The following is a 24109-nucleotide window of genomic DNA, read 5'->3' on the forward strand; positions in this document are numbered from 1 at the left end:
TTCGTTGACCGACTCGACCCTTTCCCCGTCGGCCGGATCGGCTCTGCGCCGCGACTCGTTCATCGACGGCGAGTGGCGCCCCGCCGGTGACGGACGCCGCTACCCGGTGCACAACCCGGCCGACGGCTCGGTGATCACCGAGTTCGCCGCGGCCACGACCGAGGACTGCCTGGCCGCCGTCGAGGCAGCCGAACGCGCCTTTCCCGCGTGGGCCGCCCGCGCGCCGCGGGACCGCTCGGAGATCCTGCGCTCGGCCTTCGAGCTGATGACGGCCGAGGCCGAGACGATGGCCGAGTTGATCATCGCGGAGAACGGCAAGGCCTACGCCGACGCGAAGGCCGAGGCGACCTATGCGATCGAATTCTTCCGCTGGTTCGCCGAGGAGGCGGTCCGGGTCGGTGGTGACTACCGGCTGGCGCCGGCCGGCGACAAGCGGATCGTCGTGACCCAGCAGCCGATCGGGGTGTCGGTGTTGATCACGCCCTGGAACTTCCCGGCGGCGATGGCCACCCGCAAGCTCGGCCCGGCCCTGGCCGCCGGCTGTCCGGTGATCTTGAAGCCCGCCGCCGAGACCCCGCTCACCGCCGCCTACGTGGTGGACGCGCTGGCCCGGGCCGGCGTGCCGCGCGGGGTGGTCAACCTGGTCACGCCCGATCCGCCCGGCCCCGCCGTGGCAGCGATGCTGCACCACGAGGCCGTACGCAAGCTGTCCTTCACCGGCTCCACCGAGGTCGGCCGCGAACTGCTCCGGCAGTCGGCCGACCAGGTCATCGACGCCTCGATGGAGCTCGGCGGCAACGCCCCCTTCCTGGTCCTGCCCGGCGCCGATGCCGACGACGCCGTAGCCGGCGCCATGATCGCCAAGATGCGCAACGGCGGCGCCGCCTGCACCGCCGCCAACCGCTTCTACGTCCACAACTCGCTGCTCGCCGAATTCACCACCAAGATCACCGACGCCATGCGGGCCTTCCGGATGGGCCCGGGCCACGATCACGCCAACACCCTCGGCGCCCTGGTCTCCGACACCGAACGCGACAAGGTCGCCGGCCTGGTCGACCGTGCCCTGACCGCCGGCGCCGAGTTGATCACCGGCGGCCCGACCGACGGACCGGGCGCCTTCTACCAACCCACGGTCCTGACCGGCGTCCGCCACGGCACCGAGATCACCACCACTGAGATCTTCGGCCCGGTCGTGACGATCATCGGCTTCGACTCGGTTGACGACGCGATCACCATGGCCAACGACACCATCTACGGCCTGATCTCCTATGTGTACGGGGAACGGGGCCACGCTCTCGCCGTCGCCGAGCGACTCGAATCAGGGATGGTCGCCGTCAATCGGGGCGTCTTGAGCGATCCGGCTGCTCCGTTCGGAGGGATGAAGCAGTCGGGCTTGGGTCGCGAGGGTGGCTTTGCCGGGATTGAGGAATTCTTGGAATCCAAGTACATCGGAATCTGAATCATTCTTTTGTTTGCGGGGTGTCCGCTGGTCCGCGGCGAGGGCTGGGGGTCTGTGCGCGGGCAACCATCCGCCCGCGAGCAAGTCATGGGTGCCGCTGCCGCGGCACTGCGTTCGCGGGCTCCCGCCAGGCCCGTCCACGCCCGCGCACAGACCCCCAGCCCTCGCCGCTCAGTTTTGCTCTCCCAGGGGTTTACCGCCTCAGCCGAGCGGAACCCTGGTCGCTACGACTGCCAAACCGAGCGCTTGGAGCGATCACGAGGGGTGTTCGTTCCCTGAGCCTGTCGAAGGGCAAATCCGAGTCACGCGCCGCCGCGCACCCCCTCTCTCCACCCGAGTTGTCAGAACTGAGAAGCCCCAGAGCACACCTCAGTTCTGACAACTCGGCAGAAGGAGAGGCGGGCGACGGGCTAGGAAGATCCTCAGCCGCTCGCGACACCCGCAGACCACTCACCCTCCGAGTTGTCAGAACTGAGAAGCCCTATGGCACAACTCAGTTCTGACAACTCGGCGAAGGGCGGTTCCGCCGCGGCGGAACCGCGTGAGAGATCGGGCCTGGCCTTCGACAGGCTCGGGGAACGAACACCCTGGTGATCACTCCAAGCGCTCGGTTTGGCAGTCGTCGGTACCAGGGTTCCGCTCGGCTGAGGCGGTAAAAACAGGTGCTCGCTCCAAAGGGAGCGGTGGGGTCTGGGGGTCTGTGCGCGGGCGTGGACGGGCCTGGCGGGAGCCCGCGAACGCAGTATCGCGGCAGCGGCACCCATGACTTGCTCGCGGGCGGATGGTTGCCCGCGCACAGACCCCCAGACCCCACCGCGGGATGCCACCCAAAGAAAGAAACAAGAGTCAGGCGATGGAGGCCCACTCGGGCCCTGTCTCCCCCAGCTTCTCATCCAGCTTGGCAAACAAGGGCTCCGGCTTAGCCAGAGGACGGCCCACGGGCAAGGGTGAGGATTCCCAGCGCGCTTGCTCGGCGGCGTACTCCCCCATGATCACGGGATAGTCCGGCCCACCCTCTTCCTCCACGGTACGGATCTCGGGCTGTGCGGCCCAGACCCCCTCTCCCCCAAGGGCCTCGTGAACCCGCTGCGCCGAGTGCGGCAGGAAGGGGGTGAGGAGGGTGTTGGCGTCGGCGACGACCTGCAGCGCGGTGTGCAGGACGGAGTCGCGCCGAGTCGGGTCGTCCTTGAGTTTCCACGGTTCGGCCTCGGACAGGTAGCGGTTGGCCTGGGTGACGATCCGCATCGCCTCCTGGCTGGCCTGCTTGAAGCGGCTTCGCCGCAAGGCATCCCCGACCACACCGAAGGCGGCCTGCGACTCCTTCAGGAGTTCATGATCACGATCGCGAAGATCATCGGCGACCGGGATGGCGCCGACGTAGCGATGGGCCATGGAGATGGAGCGGTTGATCAGGTTGCCCCACTCGTTGGCCAGCTCGGAGTTGGTCCGGCGGACGAACTCGTCCCAGGTGAAGTCGGCGTCCTGGTTTTCCGGGCCGGCGACGGCGATGAAGTAGCGCAGTGCGTCCGGGCCGAAGTCACGGAGGAAGTCGCCGACGTAGATCACCTTGCCGCGGCTGGTGGAGAACTTCGAGCCGCTCATGGTCAGGAACTCGCTGGAGACGACCTCACTGGGCAGGTTCAGCGTGCCCATCGGGCCGATCACCCCACCATGATCACCGGCGCCGTTGTGACCGAGCAGCATGCCCGGCCAGATCACCGAATGGAAGACGATGTTGTCCTTGCCCATGAAGTAGTACGAGAGCGACTCCGGGTCGGCCCACCACTTCTTCCAAGCTTCGGGATCACCGGTCCGCCGGGCCCATTCGACCGACGCCGACAGATAGCCGATCACCGCGTCGAACCAGACGTAGAGCCGCTTCATCGGCTGATCGCGCCAGCCGTCCAACGGGATCGGAACCCCCCAGTCAAGATCACGAGTGATCGCCCGCGGCCGCAACTCGTTCAGCAGGTTCTGGCTGAACCGGAGCACGTTCGGCCGCCAGTCGGTCCGCTTGGCCAGCCAGTCGCCGAGCGAGTCGGCCAACGCCGGCAGGTCGAGGAAGAAGTGCTCCGTCTCGACGAACTTCGGCGTCTCGCCGTTGATCCGCGACTTCGGATTGATCAGGTCGGCCGGATCGAGCTGGTTGCCGCAGTTGTCGCACTGATCACCGCGGGCGCTGTCGTAGGAGCAGATCGGGCAGGTGCCCTCGATATAGCGGTCCGGCAGGGTGCGCCCGGTGGACGGGCTGACCGCGCCGAGCTGGGTCTTCGGCACCACGTAGCCGTTCTGGTGCAGGCCGAGGAAGAGTTTCTGTACCACGTCATAGTGGTTGCGGGTGGTGGTCCGGGTGAACAGGTCGTAGGACAGCCCGAGGCCCTGCAGGTCCTCGACGATGACCCGGTTGTATTTGTCGGCCAGCTCCCGCGTCGTGAGCCCTTCGTTCTCGGCCTGGACCGAGATCGGCGTGCCGTGCTCGTCGGTGCCGGACACCATCAGGACGTCGTGGCCGGCCATGCGCATGTAGCGGGAGAACACGTCGGAGGGGACACCGAAACCGGAGACGTGACCGATGTGCCGCGGGCCATTGGCGTACGGCCAGGCCACGGCGGTCAACACGCGAGAGCTCATGGGCGTCACTGTATCGGTGGGCGTCCCTGGCATGATCGGGCGATGAGCACGCAGGACATCGACTGGGAAGCGCTGCGCCAGGAGGCCCGAGCCGCCTCGCAGCGTGCGTACGCCCCGTACTCCAACTTCCCGGTCGGCGCCGCCGCGCTGGTCGACGACGGTCGGGTCGTTTCCGGCTGCAACGTGGAGAACGCCTCCTACGGCGTCGGACTCTGCGCCGAGTGCGGCCTGGTCTCAACGCTGGTGGCGACCGGCGGCGGCAAGCTGGTCGCGTTCGCCTGCGTCAACGGCCTGGGCGAGCCGTTGATGCCCTGCGGCCGGTGCCGACAACTGTTGTACGAACACGCGGCGGCCGACTGCCGCTTCGACACCCCCAACGGGATCAAGACCATGGACGAGGTGCTGCCCCAGGCCTTCGGTCCCGCTGATCTGGAACACGTAAGGAGCAATTCGTGACCCTTGACCTGGACACGCTGAAGCGGGCGCCGAAGGTCTCCCTTCATGATCATCTCGACGGCGGCCTGCGGCCACAGACGATCATCGACCTGGCCGCCGAAATCGATCACCCGCTGCCGACCTCGGATGCCGACAAGCTGGCCGACTGGTTCGAGGAGTCCTGCACCTCGGGCTCGCTGGTGCGCTATCTGGAGACGTTCGATCACACGATCGCGGTGATGCAGACCGCGCCGGCGCTGCGTCGGGTGGCGCGCGAGTTCGTCGAGGACCTGGCCGCCGACGGCGTCGTCTACGGCGAGACTCGGTGGGCGCCGGAGCAGCACGAGCAGCAGGGATTGACCAAGACGCAGGCGATCGAGGCCGTCCGGGACGGCATCGCCGAGGGTGTCGCCGCCGCCCGCGCAGCCGGGCACGAGATCGAGGTGCGGCAGCTGGTCACCTCGATGCGGCACGCGACGCCGACCTTGGAGATCGCCGAGCTGGCGGTGAAGTACCGCTACGACAGCGTCGCCGGCTTCGACATCGCCGGGGCCGAGGACGGCTTCCCGCCGTCGCGCTATCAGGAGTCGTTCGACTATCTGCGGCGCAACAACGCGCACTTCACCATCCACGCCGGCGAGGCGTTCGGCCTGCCGTCGATCTGGGAGGCGGTGCAGCTGTGCGGCGCGCACCGGCTCGGCCACGGCGTCCGGATCGCCGACGACATCAGCACCGGCGCCGACGGCAAGCCGGTGCTCGGCGAGCTCGCGGCGTACGTCCGGGACGAGCGGATCCCGCTCGAGCTGTGCCCGTCCTCCAACCTGCAGACCGGCGCGGCCGCGTCGATCGCCGAGCACCCGATCGGGCTGCTCGCCGACCTCCGCTTCCGGGTCACCGTCAACTGCGACAACCAACTGATGAGCAGAACGACGCTGAGCAACGAGTTCCAGCTGCTCAGCGAGGCCTTCGGCTACGACCTGGCCAAGGTGCGCTGGTTCACGATCAACGCCGCGAAGAGCGCCTTCCTGCCGTTCGACGAGCGGCTGGCGCTGATCGAGAACGTGATCAAGCCCGGCTACGCCGCCCTCGGCGTCGACTGATCACTTCTCGTACGGCAGGCCGTCGGCGGCCGGGGCACGCACCCGGCCGACCAGGCCGGCGACGGCGATCACCGTCGCCAGGTAGGGCAACATCAGCAGGAACTGGCTCGGCACCGGGGTGGACAGGCTCTGCATCTGGGACGCCATCTGGGTGACGAAGCCGAAGAACAGGGCCATGATCGCGCCCCAGCCGGGATGCCAGCGGCCCATGATCAACGCGGCCAGCGCGATGAAGCCGTTGCCGACGGTCAGTTCCTTGCTGAACGCGCCGGTCGCGCTCAACGTGAAGAACGCGCCGCCGAGTCCGGCGAACACACCGCCGGCCAGCACCGCCGACCAGCGCACTCCGATCACCGAGATGCCGACCGTGTCGGCCGCCTTCGGATGCTCGCCGACCGACCGGATCCGCAGCCCCCAGGAAGTCTTGAACAAGACGAACCAGACCACCAGCACCGAGACGCCGGCGAGGTAGGCCAAGATCGTCTGCTCGAAGAGAACGGGGCCGAAGAACGGGATCGACGACAGACCGGGGATGGCGATCTTCTCCAGCACCGGCGCGGAGTTGAACTCGGCCGATGCCGGCTCCACCAACTGATCGAACAGGAAGCCGGTGATGCCGATCGCAAGCAGGTTCAGTACGACGCCGAGCACGACCTGGTTCACCAGATACTTGATCGCAAACAGGGCCAGCAGGGCTGCCATCGCCATTCCGGCCAGGACGGCGGCGAACAGCGCGGCCGGCACCGAACCGGTGACACTGCCGACGATCGCCGCCGCGAACGCCGCGACCAGGAACTGGCCCTCGATCGAGACGTTGACCACCCCGGCCCGCTCGCAGAGCACACCGCACAACGCGCCGAAGATCAACGGCGTGGCCACGGTGAGCGTGCCGGCGAACTGGTTACTGACCGGAAACGGCAGGTCGCGGCCGGCCGCGGCCCAGGCGAGGAAGCCGATCACGAACGTCAGCCCACCGACCGCCCCGGCGACCGTCGGCCACCGACCGGGCAGCTTGATCAGATAGCCGACGCCGGCGAGGAGGCAGAGCACGCCGCAGACGGCGACCGTGGCGAAGCCGGGGACCGCCAGCGTCGGCAGTTGGACGGCGTCGAAGGCGTTGGACAACGCGAACCGGGCCGAGCCCTGGGTCGAGAACAGGAAGAACAGCAGCAGGGCTCCGGCCAGGATGATCAACACCCCGGCCGAGTAGCGCTGCCGCCGCTTCGCCGGTGATTCCGCGCGCTGCGCGGTTGGCAGGGCGAGGTCGGTCACGGTCGGTTCGGCCGTGGTCATGTCAGCGCTCCACCCGTCGGTACGACTTCCTTGCCCGCTCGGGCCTTGAGGAACGGCACTACCGTGCTGACCAACGCCGGCGCGGCGACGAACAACACGATCAACGCCTGCAGCACCGTGGTCAGGGTGAGCGGCGTCCCGGCCTGGCTCTGCATGGCCAGCCCGCCGGCGTGCAGGGCGCCGAACAGCAGCCCGGCCAGCACCGTGCCGAGCGGCCGAGCCCGGCCGAGCAGCGCGACAGTGATCGCGTCGAAGCCGATCGAACCGACCAGGCCGACCGACAGCGGCACGGCCAGGCCGTTACTGCTCGGCGCCAGGGCGGCCTGGACTCCGGCCAGGCCGGCCAGCCCGCCGGCGATCGCCATCGTGATCATGGTCGTCGTCGCGACGCTCATCCCGGCCGTCGCGGCGGCGCTCGGGTTGGCCCCGACCGCCTTGATCGCGAAGCCGATGGTCGACCGCTCCAGCAGCCACCAGACGAGCAGCGCGGCGCCGATGGCGAGCAGGAAGCCGAGATGCAACCGGCCGCCCGCCAAGCGAGGCAGGGTGGCGAACCAGTCCACCTCCGGCGAGATCGGGTCGGTCCGGCCCGGTCGCTGGAAGGCGGTCGTGGTGAGCAGGTAGGCGAGCATGCCGGACGCGATGTAGTTCAGCATGATCGTCACGATCACCTCGTGGGCGCCGGCCTTGGCCTTCAGCCAGCCGACCAGGCCGCCCCAGATCGTGCCACCGATCACGCCGGCCAGGATCGCCACCACCAGGTGGATCACCGGCGGCAGATCAAGGGCGAAGCCGACCCAGGCCGCGAGGATCGCGCCCCAGATCGCCTGACCCTGACCGCCGATGTTGAACAATCCGGCCCGGAACGCCAGCCCGACCCCGAGCCCGGCGCAGATCAGCGGAGCGGCCTGAGCTGTGGTCTCGGTGATCGGCCCGTAGCCGCCGAGCGAGCCGGCGAGCAGCGCGCCGTACGCTCCGCCGACCTTGTCGAGGGAGGCGGTCAGCGCGTCACCGGGCCGGCCGAAGAAATAGGTGAACTTACTGCGCACATCGGTGTCGGAAACGATCATCAGGATCGCGCCGACGATCAGGGCCAGCACGAACGCGCCCACGGTGGTGGCGATCTCCGACCGCAGCCGGATCAGCCACCGGCCCAGGCGTTTCAGACGATCGATCACCGCTGCGCCTCCGGCTCGTTGTCACCGGGCTCGTTGTCACCGGGCTCGTGTTCGCCGTGCTCGGCGAGCTGCGCGTCCAAGATCGCGTCCTCCTCGGTCACGCTGGTGACCGAGGCGGCGGCCATCGCCTCCTCGGCGGGCACCCCGGCCATCATCAGGCCGAGCACCTCGCGGGAGGTGTCCGGGTCGACGACGCCGACGATCTTGCCCCGATACATCACCGCGATCCGGTCCGCCAGCGCGATCACCTCGTCCAGCTCGCTGGAGACGATGATCACCGCGGTGCCTTGATCACGCTCGTTCACCAGCCGCTGATGCAGGAACTCGATCGCGCCGACGTCGACCCCACGGGTCGGCTGGGACGCGATCAGCACCGACAGCGGCCGGGACAGCTCGCGGGCGAGCACCAGCTTCTGCTGGTTGCCGCCGGACAGCGACTCGACCGGGTTGTCGATGGTCTGGGTCCGGATGTCGAACTCCTCGACCCGATGGGTCGCGTTGTCGTCGATCGCCGACAGATTGAGGGACAGACCGCGGCCGAACGGCGGCTCGTCGAACGTGTTCAGCACCAGGTTCTCGGCCACGCTGAAGCTGCCGACGAACCCGTCGTGCTGACGGTCCTCCGGCACGTAGCCCAGCCCGGCGTCGATCCGGCGCCGCGGCGACAACTGCTGGATCGGCTTGCCGTCCAACATCACCCGTCCCTGGGCCAGCGGCAGCACGCCGATCAGCGCCTTGGCCAGCTCGGTCTGCCCGTTGCCCTGGACGCCGGCAACGCAAAGGATCTCGCCACCCCGCGCGGTCAGCGACAGTTCGTCGACCACCACCGTGCCGTTCGGGGCGACCACCGAGGCGCCATGGACGATCAGCCGCTCCGGGCCGGGCGGCCGCTCCTCCTTGGCCACCTTGAGGATCACCTCGCGGCCGACCATCAGCTCGGCCAGCCAGGCCTCGGACTCGGTCGGGTCGGCCTCGCCGACCACCTTGCCCCGACGGATCACGGTGATCTTGTCGGCGATCGCCCGCACCTCGCGCAGCTTGTGGGTGATGAACACGATGGCCCGGCCCTCGTCCCGGAGCGAGCGCATCACCGTGATCAACTCGTCGGTCTCCTGCGGTGTCAGCACCGCCGTCGGCTCGTCGAAGATCAAGAACCGGGCGTCGTTGGCGAGGGCCTTCAGGATCTCCACCCGCTGTTGGATCCCGACCGGCAGGTCCTCCACCACCGCGTCCGGATCGACGTCGAGGCCGTACCGGTCGGACAGTTCGCGGACCCGGCGCCGGGCCTGATTCAGGTTGAGTACGCCGGCGGTCGCCGACTCGCGACCCAAGATCAGGTTCTCCGCGACGGTGAACACGTCGACCAGCATGAAGTGCTGATGCACCATGCCGATGCCGGCGGCCATCGCCTGCTTCGGGTTCTGGATCAACAGCGGGGCGCCGTCGACCTCGATCGATCCGTGGTCGGGCGGCAACAACCCGTACAGCACGTTCATCAGGGTCGACTTCCCGGCGCCGTTCTCGCCCAGCAGGCAATGGATCTCGCCGGGAACGATGTCCAGGCTGATCGCGTCGTTGGCCACCAGCGATCCGAACCGCTTGGTGATCTCGATCAGCCGGAGCCCCGAGGCGGGCTCCGGCGCATCAGTGGTCCCCATGCCACCCTCCGGCGTCGGCACCGTCTTAGTTCGGCTGCGCCTTGGAATCGATCTTGATCGTTCCGCCCTGGATGTCGGTCTTGATCTTCTCCAGCTCGCTCTTCAGCTCGGCCGGGACCTTGGCGTCGAACTCGTGGAACGGCGAGAGGCCGGTGCCGTCGTTCTCCAGCGTGCCGACGTACGGCTCGTTGTTGAAGGAGCCGTCGACCGCCGCGGCGATCGAGTCCTTCACCGAGACGTCCATCGCCTTGTAGACGCTGGAGATCAGGTTCGGGCAGTAGGCCTCGGCGCTGATGCAGCCGTCGGTGTCGACCCAGATCGCGTTCACCTTGCCGCTGCTGGCCTTGGCCACCTGCAGCCCGCCCTCACCGGCCGGACCGGCGACCGGGAACAGGATGTCGGCGCCCTGGCTGACCAGGTTCTCCGCGATCTGCTTGCCGCCGGTCACGTTCTCGAACGGCTTGTCACCGGGCACGAACTGGCCGTCCTGCTTGGCCGCGTCCCAACCGATCACCTGGACCGTCGCGCTCTTCTGCTGGTTGTAGTACGCCACGCCCTGGGCGAAGCCGTCCATGAAGATCGTCACCGTCGGGATCTTGGCGCCGCCGAACGTGCCGACCTTCTTGGTCTGCGTCATCCCGGCCGCCAGGTAGCCGGCGATGAAGCTCGACTCCGCGGTGTTGAACACCAGCGGCTTCAGGTTCTCCACCTCGGCGTACTTCGGGTCGTTGCTGTCGACGATCGCGAACTCGACCTCGGGGTTCTGCTTGGCCGCGGCCAGGGTGGCGTCACCGAGCAGGAAGCCGACCGTGACGATCATGTTGCAGTCGGCGTCGACCATCGACTGGATGTTCTTGGCGAAGTCGGCCGTGTTGGTCGACTCGACCTGGCCGGTCTCGATGCCCAGCTCGGTCTTGGCGTCGGTGAGGCCCTTGTAGGAGGTCTGGTTGAACGACTTGTCGTCGAAGCCGCCGGCGTCGGACACCATGCAGGCCTTGAAGTCGGCACCCCCCGGTGCGCTGGACGGGCCGCCGCTCGGCGCGGCCGACGACGGCGGCGGCGCGGAGCTCGGCGGCTCTGCACATCCAGCGATCGACAGCGCAATCGCCGCAACGAGTGCGGGACCGGCAATGAGGGACTTCTTCACGTGCTGCCTCCTCGGCGCGCTCAACAAAACCTTCCTCCCCAGCCCGTGATCGACGCTGCTTCCTTGCCCCGTCGGGCGGGCCTGTCCGCACTGTAATCGGAGTTGGCCGTTTCGTCTTGCCGCCCGAGAAGTCGGGGTGGCGTGGATACGCAGTTGTGACCAAGGCCGCCCGGACCGGTCGGCTACGGGGCGGCGGCGCGGTCGACGCCGGCGGCCAGGCCGGCCAACAGCCGGACCCCGACGCCGATGCAGCGCTCGTCGACGTCGAACAGCGGCGTGTGGATGTCCGGCACCTGGGCGGTCCCCGGCGGTCGTACGCCGAGCCGGGCCAGCGCCCCCGGCACCTCCCGCAACATCCAGCCGAAGTCCTCGCCGCCGAGCGACTGCTCGGTCGGCAGCACGCTGTCCGCGCCGAGCATGGTGCGGGCCACCCCGGCCATCCGGGTGACCTGGTCGGCGTGGTTGACGGTGGGCGGCACGCCCTGACTGATCGCGATCTCGCTGGTGACGCCGAACGGCTCGACGATCTGGGCCAGTAGTGACGGCAGCAGACCCTCGGCCTCCTGCCAGGCCGGCAGCTGCAGCGCCCGAAGCGTGCCCTCGATCTGGCCCGTCTGCGGGATCGCGTTGGCCGCGCTGCCGGCGGAGATCCGGCCCCAGACCAGCGAGACCCCGCCCCGCGGATCGATCCGACGGGACAGCACCAGCGGCGCCTGGGTGGCCAGGGCGCCGATCGCGCCGATCAGGTCGGCGGTCAGGTGCGGCCGGGACGTGTGGCCGCCGGTGCCCGTCAGGGTTACCTGGATCCGGTCCACGGCCGAGGTGATCGGGCCGGGTGACAGGCCGACCTGGCCGACGTCGGTACGGGGATCGCAGTGCAGCGCGTACACCTCGGTCAGGTCCTTGCAGGCGCCGTCGGCGATCGCGTCCAGGGCGCCGCCGGGGGTGGTCTCCTCGGCCGGCTGGAAGATCAGCCGGACGCCGGTGCGGAGCCGGCCCTCGCGACGCAGCCGGGCCAGGACCAGGGCCGTGCCGAGCACGACGGTGGTGTGCACGTCGTGGCCGCAGGCGTGGCAGGCGCCGGGCACGGTCGAGGCGTAGTCGGTCTGCTTGCCGTCGGAGATCGGCAGCGCGTCGATGTCGGCGCGCAGCCCGATGGTCGGCGCGTCGTCGCCGGCCACGATGTCGCAGATCCCGCCGGTGCCGACCGCGAGCACCCGGAAGTCCAGCCCGGCCTTCCGCAAGACGCTGCCGACCAGCTCCGTGGTGCGGTGTTCGCTGCGGCCGATCTCGGGGTGCGCGTGCAGGTCACGCCGGATCGCGATCAACCGGTCAGACAACTCGTCGGCGGCAGTGGAGATCGAGGTGGCAAGCACAAGACCAGTGTGTCAGAAGGCGTCTGACCGAAATCCGGCGTTCGTTCTCCGAACCGGCCCGGAATCCGTCGATTCGACGAACGGGTACTGGATTCCGGTCACCACCTGACCGCCCCGATCGTCATGTGGGTCGACTGGAAGGAACTGGAGGCCCAGATCGTGGCCCAGCACCCCGGCTTCGGTCCGGCGGAGATCGCCCGTTCGGCCGAATTCGCCGTCAGCTCGGCGGCCGCCTTCCACGGTCTCCTGCTGGCGCTCTGCGCCTTGCTGGTCGCGAAACTGGCCACCAGTCGGGCGCGGGTGCGCCAGCTCACCTCTGTCTCGCAACTGCTCTCGGCGGTGTTCAGCCTGGTCTCGTGGTTCACCGCGCCGATGTTTCACCTGGTCATCCCCATCGGCCTGGCCCAGGTGATCGTCCTCGGTCTGCTCCGGATCCCTCGCACCTCGCGACGGTTCTTCACCGGCGGCTGACCGGAATCCAGCACTCGTTCGTCCGACACCCCCCCGTGACGGCCGATTCGGCGAACGGATGCTGGATTCCGGTCACTGTCCCCAGGCGACACCCCACGAACTTCGTCGTCCACAGCTTTTGTCGTGGACCGACCGATTCGTCACATCCGCCGCAGAACCCTGGTCATGAACTCGATCGATGACCTCTGCGCCGCCGACGGACTGACTGCGCCGCGCACGCCGGCGCTGCAGCGAAGGCTCCGCCGGATGGTCGCCCGAGGACTTGCGGTCCGGGTCTTTCCCGGCATCTACACCGTCCCCGCTCTGGCCGCCGACGTCGAGACCCGGATCCGCGCCGCAGCGCTCTGGTCGGGCGGTGTGCTGACCGGCGCGGCGGCGGCCCGGGTCACCTTCTGGCCCGAGATCGCGGTGCCGACGATCTCGCTGGCAGGCACCATCGATCGGACCCCGCCACCGGGGATCGGCCTCAGCCGGGAACGGCTCCCGTCCAGCATGATCATCGAACACCGCGGGCTGCGGGTCACGGCACCGGCGTTGACCGCGCTCGACCTCGGCGAGGACGGCATCGATCGGGCTCTGCTCCGCCGGGTGGCGACGCTGGAGGAGATGCACCAGGCGCTTGCGGCGACCCCGAACCGGCCCGGCAATCAGACCCGACGCCGAGCGCTCCGGGACTCTCGTGACGAGCCCTGGTCAGCGGCCGAACGGCGCCAGCACCGCCTGTTGCGCGCGGCGAAGATCACCGGCTGGCGGACCAACCTGGAAGTCTGGTGCGGAGACCGGCATTACTTCATCGACGTGGCGTTCCGCGGCCCGCGAATCGCCCTCGAGGTGGACGGCTTCGAGGTGCACTCTCAGCGGGCCCAGTTCGAGCGTGATCGGCAGAAATGGAGCGATCTGACCTCCGCCGGGTGGTTGGTGCTGCACTTCACCTGGCACCAACTGACCGAACAGGCGGATTGGGTGATCGCGACGATCCGGGCGACGTTGCGACTGCGCCGAAATCCGTTGTGAGAGGGCCCGCCCGGGACTAGCCTCCCGCCCATGGGCACCCTCCGCGAGGTCGTGATCGACTGCCGGCACGCGCCGTCGCTGGCCCGGTTCTGGGCCGCCGCGCTGGACGACTACGACGTGCTGCCGTACGACGACGCCGAGATCGCCCGGCTGGCCGGCCTTGGCCTCACCCCGGAGACCGACCCGACGGTCGCCGTCGGCGGCCCGATGCCGACCCTGTTCTTCCAACAGGTGCCGGAGGGCAAGATCGCCAAGAACCGGCTCCATCTCGACATCGAGGCGCCCGACCGCAGCGCCGAGGTGGAGCGCCTGGTCGCTCTCGGCGCCACGATCGAGGTGATCAGGGAAGGCTGGACCTCCCTCCTCGACCCCGAAGGCAACGAATTCTGCGTCGCCGACCCCGACTGACCAGTCGACTTCAGGTGGGGTCGGTGGGGCGGGCGATGTGGGAGAGTTCGCGCCAGATCGCCACGGTCAGCAGGGCGGAGCCGATGAAGCCGAACCAGAACGGTCCGGTGATCCCCCACTGCCGGGCGATCACGCCGCCCAGGGCGCTGCCGATCACCAGCCCACCGACCACACCGATCAGGTAGACGCTGGTCACCCGGCCCATCAGCTCGGCCGGAACACTGCGCTGCCGGACCGTGGTCGACGTGGTGCCCCAGACGAAGGCGTGCGCGCCGAAGATCACCATGATCACCAGCGCCACCCAGGGCGTGCTGGTGAGCGCCAGGCCGAGGTGGGTCAGGGTCTCGATGATCAGGCCGATCCGCATCAGGTTCGCCATCGAGATCCTGCGCTCCAGGGCGCCGTAACAGGCGGTTGCGGCGATCCCGCCGAGCGCGCTGGCCGTGGTCAGCGCGCCGAAGCCGAGCTCGTTCATGCCCAGCCGTTCAGTGGCGTAGAGCACCAGCACCGACCAGGCGGCGCCGAAGGTCACGTTGAAGAGCACGATGGTCAAGGCCAGGGTCCGCACCGGCGGGTGCGCCATCAGCCAGCGCCAACCCTCGACGATGTCGGCCCGGACCGACGCCGACGTCCGGCGCTCTCCCGGCGAGGTGAGCACGATCCGGGAGACCAGGATCGCCGCCAGGGCACAGCAGACCGCGTTGATCAGGAACGGCGACGCCATCGACAGCGCGAAGATCAACGCGCCGATCGGCGGCCCGGCCAGCTGGTTGGTGATGATCATGCCGCCCTGCAGTCGGGCGTTGGCGATGCCGAGGTCGGCGCGCTGCACCAGGCTCGGCGCGAGGGTCGAGGAGGTGGTGTCGGCGAACGTCTCGGCCGTGCCGAGCAGGAACATGGTGATCAGGACAATCGTGATGTTGACCGTGCCGGTGAAGACGGTGATCGTCAGCGCAGCGAGCACGGCGGCCCGGATCAGGTTGACGATCATGATCAGCCGGCGCCGGTCCAGCCGGTCGACGACGGCACCGGCGAAGACGCCGAACAGCAGCCAGGGCAACCGCTGCAGCAGGGCGGCCATCGCCACCAGCAGCGGGTCAGCGGTCTGGGACGCGACCAGCAGCGGACCTGCCGCCAGGGCGATCCCGTCGCCGATGTTGGCCACCAGGGACGAGGCCAACAGCCACCGGAAGCTCATCCCCAGCCGGGCCGGGACGACGGCCTCGATCACCCTGCGCAGCACACGGACAGTCCTATCCGTCGCCGGCCGGCCAAATCAAACCACCACCTGCCGAGTTGTCAGAACTGAGTTGTGCCAGGGGGCCACTCAGTTCTGACAAGTCGGCGGTTTTGGGTCAGCGGTAGGCGCGGGACTGGAGTTCGTACAGTTCGGCGTAGAGGCCGCCGTCGCGGACCAGGGTGTCGTGGTCGCCGAGCTCGCGGATCCGGCCCTGGTCCAGCACGACGATCAGATCGGCCATCCGGACGGTTGAGAACCTGTGCGAGACCAGCAGCGTCACGCCGCCGCGGCTGCGGGCGTCGCCGGCGGCTGCGGTGAACCGCTCGAACAGCGCGTGCTCGGTCTGCGGGTCGAGGGCGGCGGTCGGCTCGTCCAAGATCACCAGCAGCGGGTCCGGCCGGATCAGGCCGCGGGCCAGGGCCAGCCGCTGCCACTGCCCGCCCGACAGGTCGGTGCCGCCCCAGGCCGTGCCGAGCTGGGTGTCCAGCCGATCCGGCAGGTCCTCGACCACCGGGCCGGCGTCGGCTCGAGCCACCGCGTCCTCGATCGCCGCCCGGTCGTCGATCCGGGCCAGATCACCGACCCCGATCGCCTCCCGGGCCAGGAACTCGAAGGCCACGAAGTCCTGGAAGGTGGCGCTGATCCGTTGCCGCCAGCCGGCCGGATCGAAGCGACCCAGCTCGGTGCCGTCGATCCGGATCGCCCCGGCGTCGGGCTGGTAGAAGCCGGACAGCAGCTTGACCAGGGTCGTCTTGCCGGCGCCGTTCTCGCCGACCAGAGCCACCACCGCACCGGCCGGCAGGTCGAGCGAGACCCGGTCGAGCACGCCCCGATCCGTGCCGGGATAGCCGAACGACACGTCGGTCAGGGTGATGCCGGAGCTCAGCCGTTCCGGGATCGCCGCCGGACGTTCGGGGCGGTGCCGGGCGGTCGCGGCGTAGTCCTGCAGCCAGAGCAGCCGATCGGCTGTGCGCAGACCGCGGATGAACGAGGTGCCGTACGCGACGCCGATCATCACCATCGAGCCGAGCTGGGTCGACAGGCCGACCACCAGCACCACGTCGCCCGGCGTGGCCCGGCCGGCCAGCGCGAGCATGATCACCACGACGATCGATCCGATGTAGCCGGCCGCCGACACCACCGAATCCACCAGCCGGAGCCGGGTCGCGCGCCAGCCGGCCGCTGCTCGGATGCCGTTCACCCGGTCGGCCGCGTCGCGATGGCGCCGGATCAGGGCGTCCACCGAGCCGAAGATCCGGAGCTCCTTGCCGGTGTCGGCCGCGGTGCCCACCTCGAACAGATGCCGTCGCCGGCGCTCGGGCTCGCTGGTCTCCTCGGTCGCGGCGATCTCCAGGTCGGTGCTCCGCCGGCCGACCAGCACCGACCCGACCGCGATGATCAACAGCCCGAGCAGCGCCGGGTGCACCGCGGCCAGCATGATCGCCGAGGCGATCAGGGCGACCACCGCGCGGACGATGCCGGACGTCGCATTGACCATCGAGCCGAGCCCGTCGCGATCCTCGCGGATCCGTTGCATCTGGTCCAGATAGTCCGACCGCTCGTAGTGGGCGATCCCGTCGGTGCCGCCGGCGAGCTCCATCAGCCGCCGGTCGGCCAGCGCCCGGGCCCGCTCCAGCACGACGAAGACACAGGCGACGTAGACGAAGACGTTGACCAGGCTCAGGCCGATCAGCCCGGCGACGGCCAGGCCGGTGATCAGGCCGAGCCACAGGTTGGCAGTGGCCACGGCATCGATGATCAACTTTCCACCGTACGCCAGCGCCGGCCCGGCCAGGGCCATGATCACACCGGTGATCAACTGGCCGGTCGCCTGGGCCGGAGCGGACCGGAAACCGAAGCCGATGGTGAGCAGATAGGCCTGCGCCAGCCGGGCCAGCCGCGCCCGCACCCTACCCTCGCGGCGGACCCGAGGCTTCCGACCCCCGGGCCACAGCCAGCGTTGGATCGCCAGCCGGCCAAGATCATCCTCGACCGCGTCACTCGGGTTCTTGATCATCACCGGCCCCGTTCCGAGAATCGTTGCGCCTGCAGGGAAAACATTCGGGCATAGCCGCCGCCGACCGCCACGAGCTCGTCGTGAGCACCGTCCTCGACGATCCCGCCCGCCCCGTCCCGGGCGGGATCCAGGACGACGATCCGGTCGGCCCGGCGCACGGTGGAGAACCGGTGCGAGATCAGCCAGGTGGTCAGGCCTTCGGTCAGTTCCAGGAACCGGTCGTAGAGCTCGGCCTCGGCCCGGACGTCGAGCGCCGCGGTCGGCTCGTCCAGCACCAGCACCCGGGCCCCGGCCTGGACCGCGAACATGGCCCGGGCCAGCGCCACCCGCTGCCACTGCCCGCCGGACAGGTCGGTGCCGCCGGTGTATTCCCGGGACAGCACCGTGTCCCAGCCGTCCGGCAGACCGGCGATCACCGTCTCCAGCCCGGCCCGCTGCGCCGCCAGCTCGAGTCGGTCCCGATCACCGGCGAACTCGGGGGCACCGAGCGCGATGTTGTCGGCGACGGTCAGGTGATAGCGGGCGAAGTCCTGGAACAGCACGGCCAACCGGGATCGCCAGCCTGCCGGGTCGAGGTCCCGCAGGTCGGTCCCGTCGACCAGGATCCGGCCGGCGGTCGGCCGGTACAACCCGCTGAGCAGCTTGACCAGTGAGGTCTTGCCGGCCCCGTTGCGGCCGACCACCGCGAGCGACCGGCCGGCCGGCACCACCAGGTCGAGCCCGTCGACGGCCGGCGCCTCGGCGTTCGGATAGCGGAAGCTCACCTGCTCGAACCGGATCTCCCGCCGGGGCAGCTCGACCGGCACCTCGCGCCGGGCGACCCGTGCCAACGCCACTGTCGGGCCGCCCGCCGACGGTGTCGGCCCGTGCTCCGCGGCCTCGAGCCGATCCGAGATCGCGAGCACCTTGGGCACCAGGATCGCGGCGGCCGCCAGGTGGGCGTTGTCGTCGTCGAAGGCCATGAACGAATTGGCGCCGGCGAGCGCCTGGACGAAGACCGCGACCGCGGCCAGCGACAGCGGAGCGAACGGATCGAGCCCGATCCCGGCCGAGACCAGCAGCCCGTACGAGAGGGTGTTCACGACGATGATCGCGAGCACCGCGCCGCCGACCGCGAACAGCCGCGGCCGCCGAGCCCGCCAGACCGGCCGCATCGCCACCAGCCAGGCCCGGTCGAACCGGGCGATCAGCCAATCCATCAGGCCGAGGATCCGCACCTCCTTGGCCGGACCCGCCGACAGGGCCAGATCACGCAGATACTCGGCCCGGCGCAGCGCGGCGCTCTGCCCGTAGACGACCGCACCGATCTTGACGTACTCCCGCTGCATCAGCACCAGCGAGACCGGCCAGATGATCAACCAGAGCAGGCCGAGCCACCACTGCAGGGCGAACAGGACTCCGGCCGAGCCGAGCGCCCGAAACCAGGAGGGCAGCGCCCGGGGCAGCGATTCGACGGCCCGGCCGGCGCGGTTGAGATCGGAGCCGAGGCCGCGGGCGATCCGGATCTCGTCCAGGGTCTCCGGATCCTCGAGGTGCGCGATGCCCTCCGGTCGGCCGACCGCGGCCATCACCCGCTCGGCGAGGTGGCTGTCCAGCTCCCGCCCGAGGGCTTCCGCCGCGGTCTTCGCGATCGGCGCGACGGCCCGATCGATGAGCACCAGGAGCCCGATCACCACCAACAACCAGACCGTCCGGGCCATCGCCGCCGACCCTGTACCGCCGGCGACCGCCGCCGGGATGGACCCGATCAGCAGGCCGGTCAGCACGGCTGCGACGACCGGCAACGCGGCGCTGAGCAGGATCGTCACCGCCAGCACAGTGGCCAGCCGAGGGTTCAGCCGAGGCAGCACCCGGACGATCGCGAAGACACCCCGCGCCGATGCCGACAGCCGGTCCAGCCGAGTTCGCATCATCATGGCGCCATGATGACATCAAACTGACGTCATGACAACGTCTTGGATGCGCTAACGTTCCGTCATGACCACCTGGAAGGACTTCACCGACGAGGCGCCGCGGGTCTCCGGTGTGTTCCGCCGCCGCCATGCCGCGACCGGCAACCTGTGCCTGATGGGCACGCTGCGCAGCGACGGCCATCCGCGGATCAGTCCGATCGAGCCTCGGATGTTCGAAGGGCAGCTGGTGATCGGCGGCATGCCCGGCACGACCAAGCTCCGTGATCTTGGCCGCGACCCTCGCTTCACCCTGCACACGGCGACGGTCGACCCCCACGTCGCCGAGGGTGACGCCAAACTCTGGGGCACCGTCCACCACGAGCCGGACGAGGCGGTCCACGCCCGGTTCGCCGACTGGCTGTTCGCCGACATCGGGTTCGACCTCCGCGGCCAGAAGTTCGATCACTTCTACCTGGCCGACATCGGGGGCGCATCGTCGGTGGAGATCGGCGACGGCGGACTGGAGATCACGATCTGGAAGCCGGGCGAGCCGGAACGCGTGGTGCGGAAGGGCTGACCGGCTCGGGTCGCGGCACCGGAAGGGACGCCACGATCCGAGCCGTCACCGCCTCCAACGGGCCGCGGGAGAACCTTCGCAGCCACAGGTGCGCCAGGGCCAGGATGATCACCCCGATTCCCGCCCAGGCCAGCAGGGTGACCGGCAGCCGCAGCGCGGGATCGATGCCGTTGAGGCCGAATCCCCAACCGTAGAAGAGGACCGAGGCGATCAGGTTCTGCGCGACGTAGCCGCTCAGCGCCACCCGGCCGAGCTCGCCCAGCCGGCGACCCCACCAGCCCGGCGCCCGTCGCAGGGTGAACCCGGCGATCAACGCCAGCAGCCCGAGCGAGACCAGCGGGGCAGTCAGGTAACGGACCACGAAGAAGGCCTGCGCGAAGACGGAACCGAGGATCAGGTCGAACGGCAGCGCCACCGCACCGATGATGATCAAGGTGCGACGCAGCCGGGCACCCTCCGGCCGGAAGACCCCGGCCCGCCACAGCCGGGCGCCGAGCAGGAACAGCGCGACACTCGAGGCGAGGATGAAGACAGCCTCGAACCGGAAGACATCGACCATCTCGATCCGGAGCAGGAAGAGATCCCACCAACTGCCGGTCCGGTACGGATTCGGCTCCAGCACCACGCTGCCGATGTGCGCCTGATCCAGCACCAGGCCGGCGGTGATGAAAGCGACGGCGAGCACGTGCAGCGAGGCCGCGATGATCATCCACCGGCGTTGCACCGCCGGTGAGGTCAGCAGCACGAAGGCGACCACCGCCCCGGTCACCGCATAGCCCATCAGCACGTCGAACTCGACCACCAACAGGTAGTGCACGATCCCGTCGACGAACAGCACGGCCGCCCGCCAGAGGAAGCCGTGCGGCCAGGCCGCCCCCTTCCGCCGGGCCGAGTCGAACTGGATTGCCATCCCGATCCCGAACATCAAGGTCAGCAGGCCGAGGAACTTGCCGTTGGCCACCTGTTTCAGCACCAGCTCGAACGGCACCTGCCAGGCCGGCACGCCGGGGCCGATCGGATCGCCGAGCTGGCCGAGCAGGCCGCCGGGATGGCTGAACATCCAGATGTTGGTCCCCAGGGTGCCCAGGATGGCGATCCCCCGAGCGACATCGAGACCGGAAACACGAGCCGCCACAGCGGCCACCCCCTTCGTAGTGTCACATGCGTGACAGTACGAAACTAGCACACCTGTGACAGAATCACCGCATGCCACGTTTTGTCGACCGGGACGAGCGGCGGGCCCTGATCATCCGCGCGGTGCACCGGCTGATCACCGAGCGCGGCATCGAGGCCGCATCGCTGCGCAACGTCGCGGCCGAGTCGGAGCTCAACATCGGCTCGGTGCGCTACTACTTCCCCAGCCACACTGAGCTGCTGCTGGCGGCCGCGGAGGCCATGGTGCAGCGGGTCACCACTCGGATCGAGCGGCACGCCGAGGTCTTTCTCCAGGGGCCGGCGAATCCCCGCGAGGCCGCCGTCGACCTGCTGGAGGAGTTCCTGCCGATCGACCAGGAGCGCCGGGACGAGACGATCCTCTGGCTGACGTTCGCCGAGACCTCGCGGCGGATCCCGGAGCTGCGCCCGATGACCAAGACCATGATCGCCGGGCCGCGACAACTGGCCCACGGCATGCTCCAGCACGCCCAACTCAGCACCCCGACCGCCCGGGCCGAGGCGCTGGCCGCCCTGATCGACGGCCTCGCCCTGGCCATGCTGCACGACCCGGAGCACTACACCCGGCGCCGCGCCCGGGCCACGCTCCGCTGGCAACTCGAAGCCGTGATGAGCGCCGCCCAGTAACCCAACACCCCGAGTTGTCAGAACTAGGGCACGCCAGAGCGTGCCCTAGTTCTGACAACTCGGGGTGTTGGGTCAGCCGATGCTGCGGATGAGACGCTCGGCGGCGTCGATGATCATGGTCGTCTCGTGCTCCCAGGCCGGTTCCTGACCCCGGTACGGGCCGGTGGCCAGGGAGATCGCGACCGCGGCGGCGCGCAGGCGCAACTCGACCGGGTCGACCCGGGTGTCGAAGACGGGCACCCAGTCCCGGATCAGCCGGCTCACCCGGCCGGCCTGCTCGGCACTCATCCGTTGCACCGACGACAGGTGTGCCAGCAGGCAGGCCAGGTCGTCGGCTCGCCGGCCCGGCCCGATCGTGTCGATGTCGAGGATCCCGCTGACGGCGCCGCCGGCGACGAACAGCTGACCCTCGTGGAAATCACCGTGGGTCGGTTCGGTGCCGACCGGGATCCCGGCCAGGCCGGTCTTGATCTGCTCGGTCAGCCAACGCAGCCGCAACTCCAGCGACGGCAGCGCGGTCGCCACCATCGTCGAATACTGCTCGACCGCGTCGGACCACGGGTTGCGCCGGCTCAGCGCGGCGACCTCGGCCGGCATCGCATCCAGGACTCCGATCAACTGCTCCGCCGTGCACGGCGGCTCCGGGTCGAAGATCGCCGAGGCCAGCGGCCGGCCGGGCAGTTCCCGCAGCACCAGCAGGAAATCGGGAGTGACCGCGGCGATCGGCGGCGCGGGCACCCCGGCCGCAAGCAGCATCTGATGCCGGCGCACGGTCGGCTCGAACAGCCGCTCCCGCATCACCTTGATGAAGAACGTCTCCGGCCCGGCCGTCGTGGTCACCGTGGCCCGCAGCACGGCCCGGCGACGCGGCCGGTAGCCGATCATCTCCAACTCCACCTGACCCGGCAGCACCGGCGCCGGCAGCACCTGGTGGCTGGTCAGCAGTTCGGCCACGTCGTCGGCGAACGCCGCCCGGATCAGACCGGGCAGCTCCGGATCGCGGGGATAGAGCCAGACCGCGACCTCGCGCTCACCATCGGCGAAGATCACCGCGTTCTCGTCACTGGTCGACCGGCCGCCGGCCCGCGCACTGGCCCCGAGCACCTCGGTCCGCCGGCCGAACGGCCAGTCGACCGTCGCGGTGTAGGTGGCAGTCGTCGATCGCCGCGGATTGGCGTCGACATGATCAAGTTGCCAGGACACCAGGCTGCCGCCCCCGTGCGCGACCGCGGCGGTCAGCAGGTCCTCCACCTCGGGAGAGGTGAGCAGGCCCGATCCGTCCGGATCCTCGACAACGCTCGTCACGTCGTGCTCACGTCAGCGCGATCGGCCCTGGGCCGGCGGCAACAGGCCGACCTTGTCGTACACTTCGGCCACGACGGCCGAGGCGATCTCGCGGGCCCGTTCGGCGCCGGCGGCCAAGATCGCCTCCAGCTCGGTCCGCTCCTCGATCAGTCCCAGCGCGCGCTCTCGGAAGGCGCCACCGGTCTCGGCCACCGCGTCGGCAACGGCCCCCTTCAGATCGCCGTACCCCTTGCCGGCAAAGGATTCCACCAGCGTCTCGACCGGCGTCCCGGACAGCGCGGACAAGATCGTCAGCAGATTGGCCACACCCGGCTTCTGGTCCACGTCGAAGCGGATCTCCCGGTCGGAGTCGGTGACCGCCGACTTGATCTTCTTGATGTTGATCTTGGGCTCGTCGAGCAGCTCGATGATCCCGGCCGGCGACGAGGCCGACTTGCTCATCTTGCCGACCGGATCGGCCAGGTCGGCGATCCGGCCGACCGACGCCACGATGTGCGGCTCCGGCACAACGAAGGTACGACCGTAACGGTGGTTGAACCGAGCGGCCAGATCGCGGGTCAGCTCCAGGTGCTGCCGTTGATCTTCGCCGACCGGCACCCGGTCGGCGCGATAGATCAGGATGTCGGCCGCCATCAGCACCGGGTACGTGAACAGTCCGACACTGGCCTGGTCGCCCAGGCCGCGGGCCGCCTTGTCCTTGAACTGGGTCATCCGGTTGGCCTGGCCGAAGCCGGTCAGGCAGCTGAGGATCCAGGCCAGCTGGGTGTGCTCGGGCACGTGGGACTGGCAGAAGATCGTCGACTTCTCCGGGTCGATCCCGGCCGCGATCAGCTGGGCCGCGCTGCGCAGCGTACGCTGCCGGAGCTGCTTCGGGTCCTGCTCGACGGTCAGCGCGTGCAGGTCGGCGACACCGTAGAACGCGTCATGATCATCCTGCATCGGCACCCACTGCCGCAGCGCGCCGAGATAGTTGCCCAGATGCAGCGAATCGGCGGTCGGCTGGACCAAGGACAACACCCGCGGCCGCGTGGTCCGGGTGTCCGGCCGGGCCCCGGCCCTGCCCTCGTTGACGGCGCCGGTCGAGGTATCGGTGGCAGACGACATGAGC

19 protein-coding genes and 1 pseudogene are annotated in these 24109 nt (G+C 69.4%); 8 read left to right on the forward strand and 12 right to left on the reverse strand.

The genetic code is table 11. The features are described from left to right. Window positions 1-4: 4 nt before the first annotated feature. Entirely contained in the window at window positions 5-1459 is a 1455-nt protein-coding gene (locus FNH24_RS14530) for an NAD-dependent succinate-semialdehyde dehydrogenase (RefSeq protein ID WP_246186900.1), read from the forward strand. Between the two features lie 846 nt (window positions 1460-2305). Here FNH24_RS14530 and metG read toward each other — a convergent pair. Beyond that, window positions 2306-4123 carry a methionine--tRNA ligase gene (gene metG, locus FNH24_RS14535; protein ID WP_425486893.1) on the reverse strand — a complete coding sequence of 606 codons (1818 nt, stop codon included), beginning with the start codon at window positions 4121-4123 and terminating at the stop codon, window positions 2306-2308. 9 nt (window positions 4124-4132) lie between these two features. Between metG and FNH24_RS14540 the strand changes: the two genes are divergently transcribed. Both FNH24_RS14540 and FNH24_RS14545 read left to right on the forward strand, forming a co-directional pair. Then, window positions 4133-4546 (forward strand): cytidine deaminase, encoded by a 414-nt coding sequence (locus FNH24_RS14540; RefSeq protein ID WP_152362928.1) that lies wholly within the window; start codon window positions 4133-4135, stop codon window positions 4544-4546. Further along, window positions 4543-5625: an adenosine deaminase gene (locus FNH24_RS14545; RefSeq protein ID WP_152362929.1), complete on the forward strand. Its 1083-nt coding sequence runs from the start codon at window positions 4543-4545 to the stop codon at window positions 5623-5625. The genes FNH24_RS14540 and FNH24_RS14545 overlap by 4 nt, the downstream gene beginning before the upstream one ends. Here the strand turns inward: FNH24_RS14545 and FNH24_RS14550 are convergent, their stop codons facing one another. From FNH24_RS14550 to FNH24_RS14570, 5 genes and pseudogenes are all read right to left on the reverse strand, one after another. After that, complete coding sequence (locus FNH24_RS14550) at window positions 5626-6918, reverse strand: ABC transporter permease subunit (RefSeq protein WP_152362930.1); 1293 nt, start codon at window positions 6916-6918, stop codon at window positions 5626-5628. Continuing rightward, window positions 6915-8093 (reverse strand): ABC transporter permease, encoded by a 1179-nt coding sequence (locus tag FNH24_RS14555; RefSeq protein ID WP_246186911.1) that lies wholly within the window; start codon window positions 8091-8093, stop codon window positions 6915-6917. Before FNH24_RS14555 ends, FNH24_RS14550 begins: the two co-directional genes overlap by 4 nt. A gap of 128 nt (window positions 8094-8221) precedes the next feature. Continuing rightward, window positions 8222-9754: pseudogene (locus FNH24_RS14560) on the reverse strand (ABC transporter ATP-binding protein); the annotation flags it as partial. 25 nt (window positions 9755-9779) lie between these two features. Then, complete coding sequence (locus FNH24_RS14565) at window positions 9780-10901, reverse strand: BMP family lipoprotein (protein WP_161606138.1); 1122 nt, start codon at window positions 10899-10901, stop codon at window positions 9780-9782. Between the two features lie 182 nt (window positions 10902-11083). After that, a complete protein-coding gene (locus FNH24_RS14570) occupies window positions 11084-12277 on the reverse strand; it encodes an amidohydrolase (RefSeq protein ID WP_152362932.1) in 1194 nt (397 codons plus the stop codon). A 123-nt stretch (window positions 12278-12400) separates the two neighbouring features. On the opposite strand from FNH24_RS14570, the gene FNH24_RS14575 reads away from it, so the two are divergent. The 3 genes from FNH24_RS14575 to FNH24_RS14585 all read left to right on the forward strand — a co-directional run bounded on the left by FNH24_RS14575 (window position 12401) and on the right by FNH24_RS14585 (window position 14170). Continuing rightward, the gene (locus FNH24_RS14575; RefSeq protein WP_152362933.1) at window positions 12401-12748 is read left to right on the forward strand and encodes a hypothetical protein; all 348 of its coding nucleotides are present in this window, start codon (window positions 12401-12403) and stop codon (window positions 12746-12748) included. A 165-nt stretch (window positions 12749-12913) separates the two neighbouring features. Next, the gene (locus FNH24_RS14580) at window positions 12914-13762 is read left to right on the forward strand and encodes a DUF559 domain-containing protein (RefSeq protein ID WP_152362934.1); all 849 of its coding nucleotides are present in this window, start codon (window positions 12914-12916) and stop codon (window positions 13760-13762) included. A gap of 30 nt (window positions 13763-13792) precedes the next feature. Next, window positions 13793-14170 (forward strand): VOC family protein, encoded by a 378-nt coding sequence (locus tag FNH24_RS14585; protein ID WP_152362935.1) that lies wholly within the window; start codon window positions 13793-13795, stop codon window positions 14168-14170. 10 nt (window positions 14171-14180) lie between these two features. On the opposite strand, the gene FNH24_RS14590 is transcribed toward FNH24_RS14585, so the two are convergent. The 3 genes from FNH24_RS14590 to FNH24_RS14600 form a co-directional block, all read right to left on the reverse strand. Continuing rightward, window positions 14181-15413, reverse strand: coding sequence for an MFS transporter (locus FNH24_RS14590; RefSeq protein WP_246186901.1), 1233 nt, complete (start codon window positions 15411-15413; stop codon window positions 14181-14183). Window positions 15414-15525: 112 nt separating this feature from the next. Beyond that, window positions 15526-17427 (reverse strand): ABC transporter ATP-binding protein, encoded by a 1902-nt coding sequence (locus FNH24_RS14595; protein WP_152362936.1) that lies wholly within the window; start codon window positions 17425-17427, stop codon window positions 15526-15528. After that, window positions 17427-19343, reverse strand: coding sequence for an ABC transporter ATP-binding protein (locus tag FNH24_RS14600; protein ID WP_152362937.1), 1917 nt, complete (start codon window positions 19341-19343; stop codon window positions 17427-17429). The genes FNH24_RS14595 and FNH24_RS14600 overlap by 1 nt, the downstream gene beginning before the upstream one ends. Window positions 19344-19404: 61 nt before the next feature. On the opposite strand from FNH24_RS14600, the gene FNH24_RS14605 reads away from it, so the two are divergent. Beyond that, window positions 19405-19896 (forward strand): pyridoxamine 5'-phosphate oxidase family protein, encoded by a 492-nt coding sequence (locus FNH24_RS14605; protein WP_152362938.1) that lies wholly within the window; start codon window positions 19405-19407, stop codon window positions 19894-19896. Here the strand turns inward: FNH24_RS14605 and FNH24_RS14610 are convergent. Further along, window positions 19847-21031, reverse strand: a complete 1185-nt coding sequence (locus tag FNH24_RS14610) for a DUF418 domain-containing protein (RefSeq protein ID WP_217428233.1) — start codon at window positions 21029-21031, stop codon at window positions 19847-19849. The genes FNH24_RS14605 and FNH24_RS14610 overlap by 50 nt on opposite strands. Window positions 21032-21102: 71 nt before the next feature. On the opposite strand from FNH24_RS14610, the gene FNH24_RS14615 reads away from it, so the two are divergent. Beyond that, the gene (locus FNH24_RS14615; RefSeq protein ID WP_152362939.1) at window positions 21103-21696 is read left to right on the forward strand and encodes a TetR/AcrR family transcriptional regulator; all 594 of its coding nucleotides are present in this window, start codon (window positions 21103-21105) and stop codon (window positions 21694-21696) included. A 72-nt stretch (window positions 21697-21768) separates the two neighbouring features. Here the strand turns inward: FNH24_RS14615 and FNH24_RS14620 are convergent, their stop codons facing one another. Then, a complete protein-coding gene (locus tag FNH24_RS14620) occupies window positions 21769-23001 on the reverse strand; it encodes a phosphotransferase (RefSeq protein ID WP_152362940.1) in 1233 nt (410 codons plus the stop codon). Window positions 23002-23013: 12 nt separating this feature from the next. Further along, entirely contained in the window at window positions 23014-24105 is a 1092-nt protein-coding gene (gene trpS, locus FNH24_RS14625) for a tryptophan--tRNA ligase (protein ID WP_152362941.1), read from the reverse strand. Between the last annotated feature and the right edge of the window lie 4 nt (window positions 24106-24109).

It is taken from the genome of Microlunatus speluncae (genome assembly GCF_009299835.1).
Classification (GTDB): Bacteria; Actinomycetota; Actinomycetes; order Propionibacteriales; family Propionibacteriaceae; genus Microlunatus; species Microlunatus speluncae.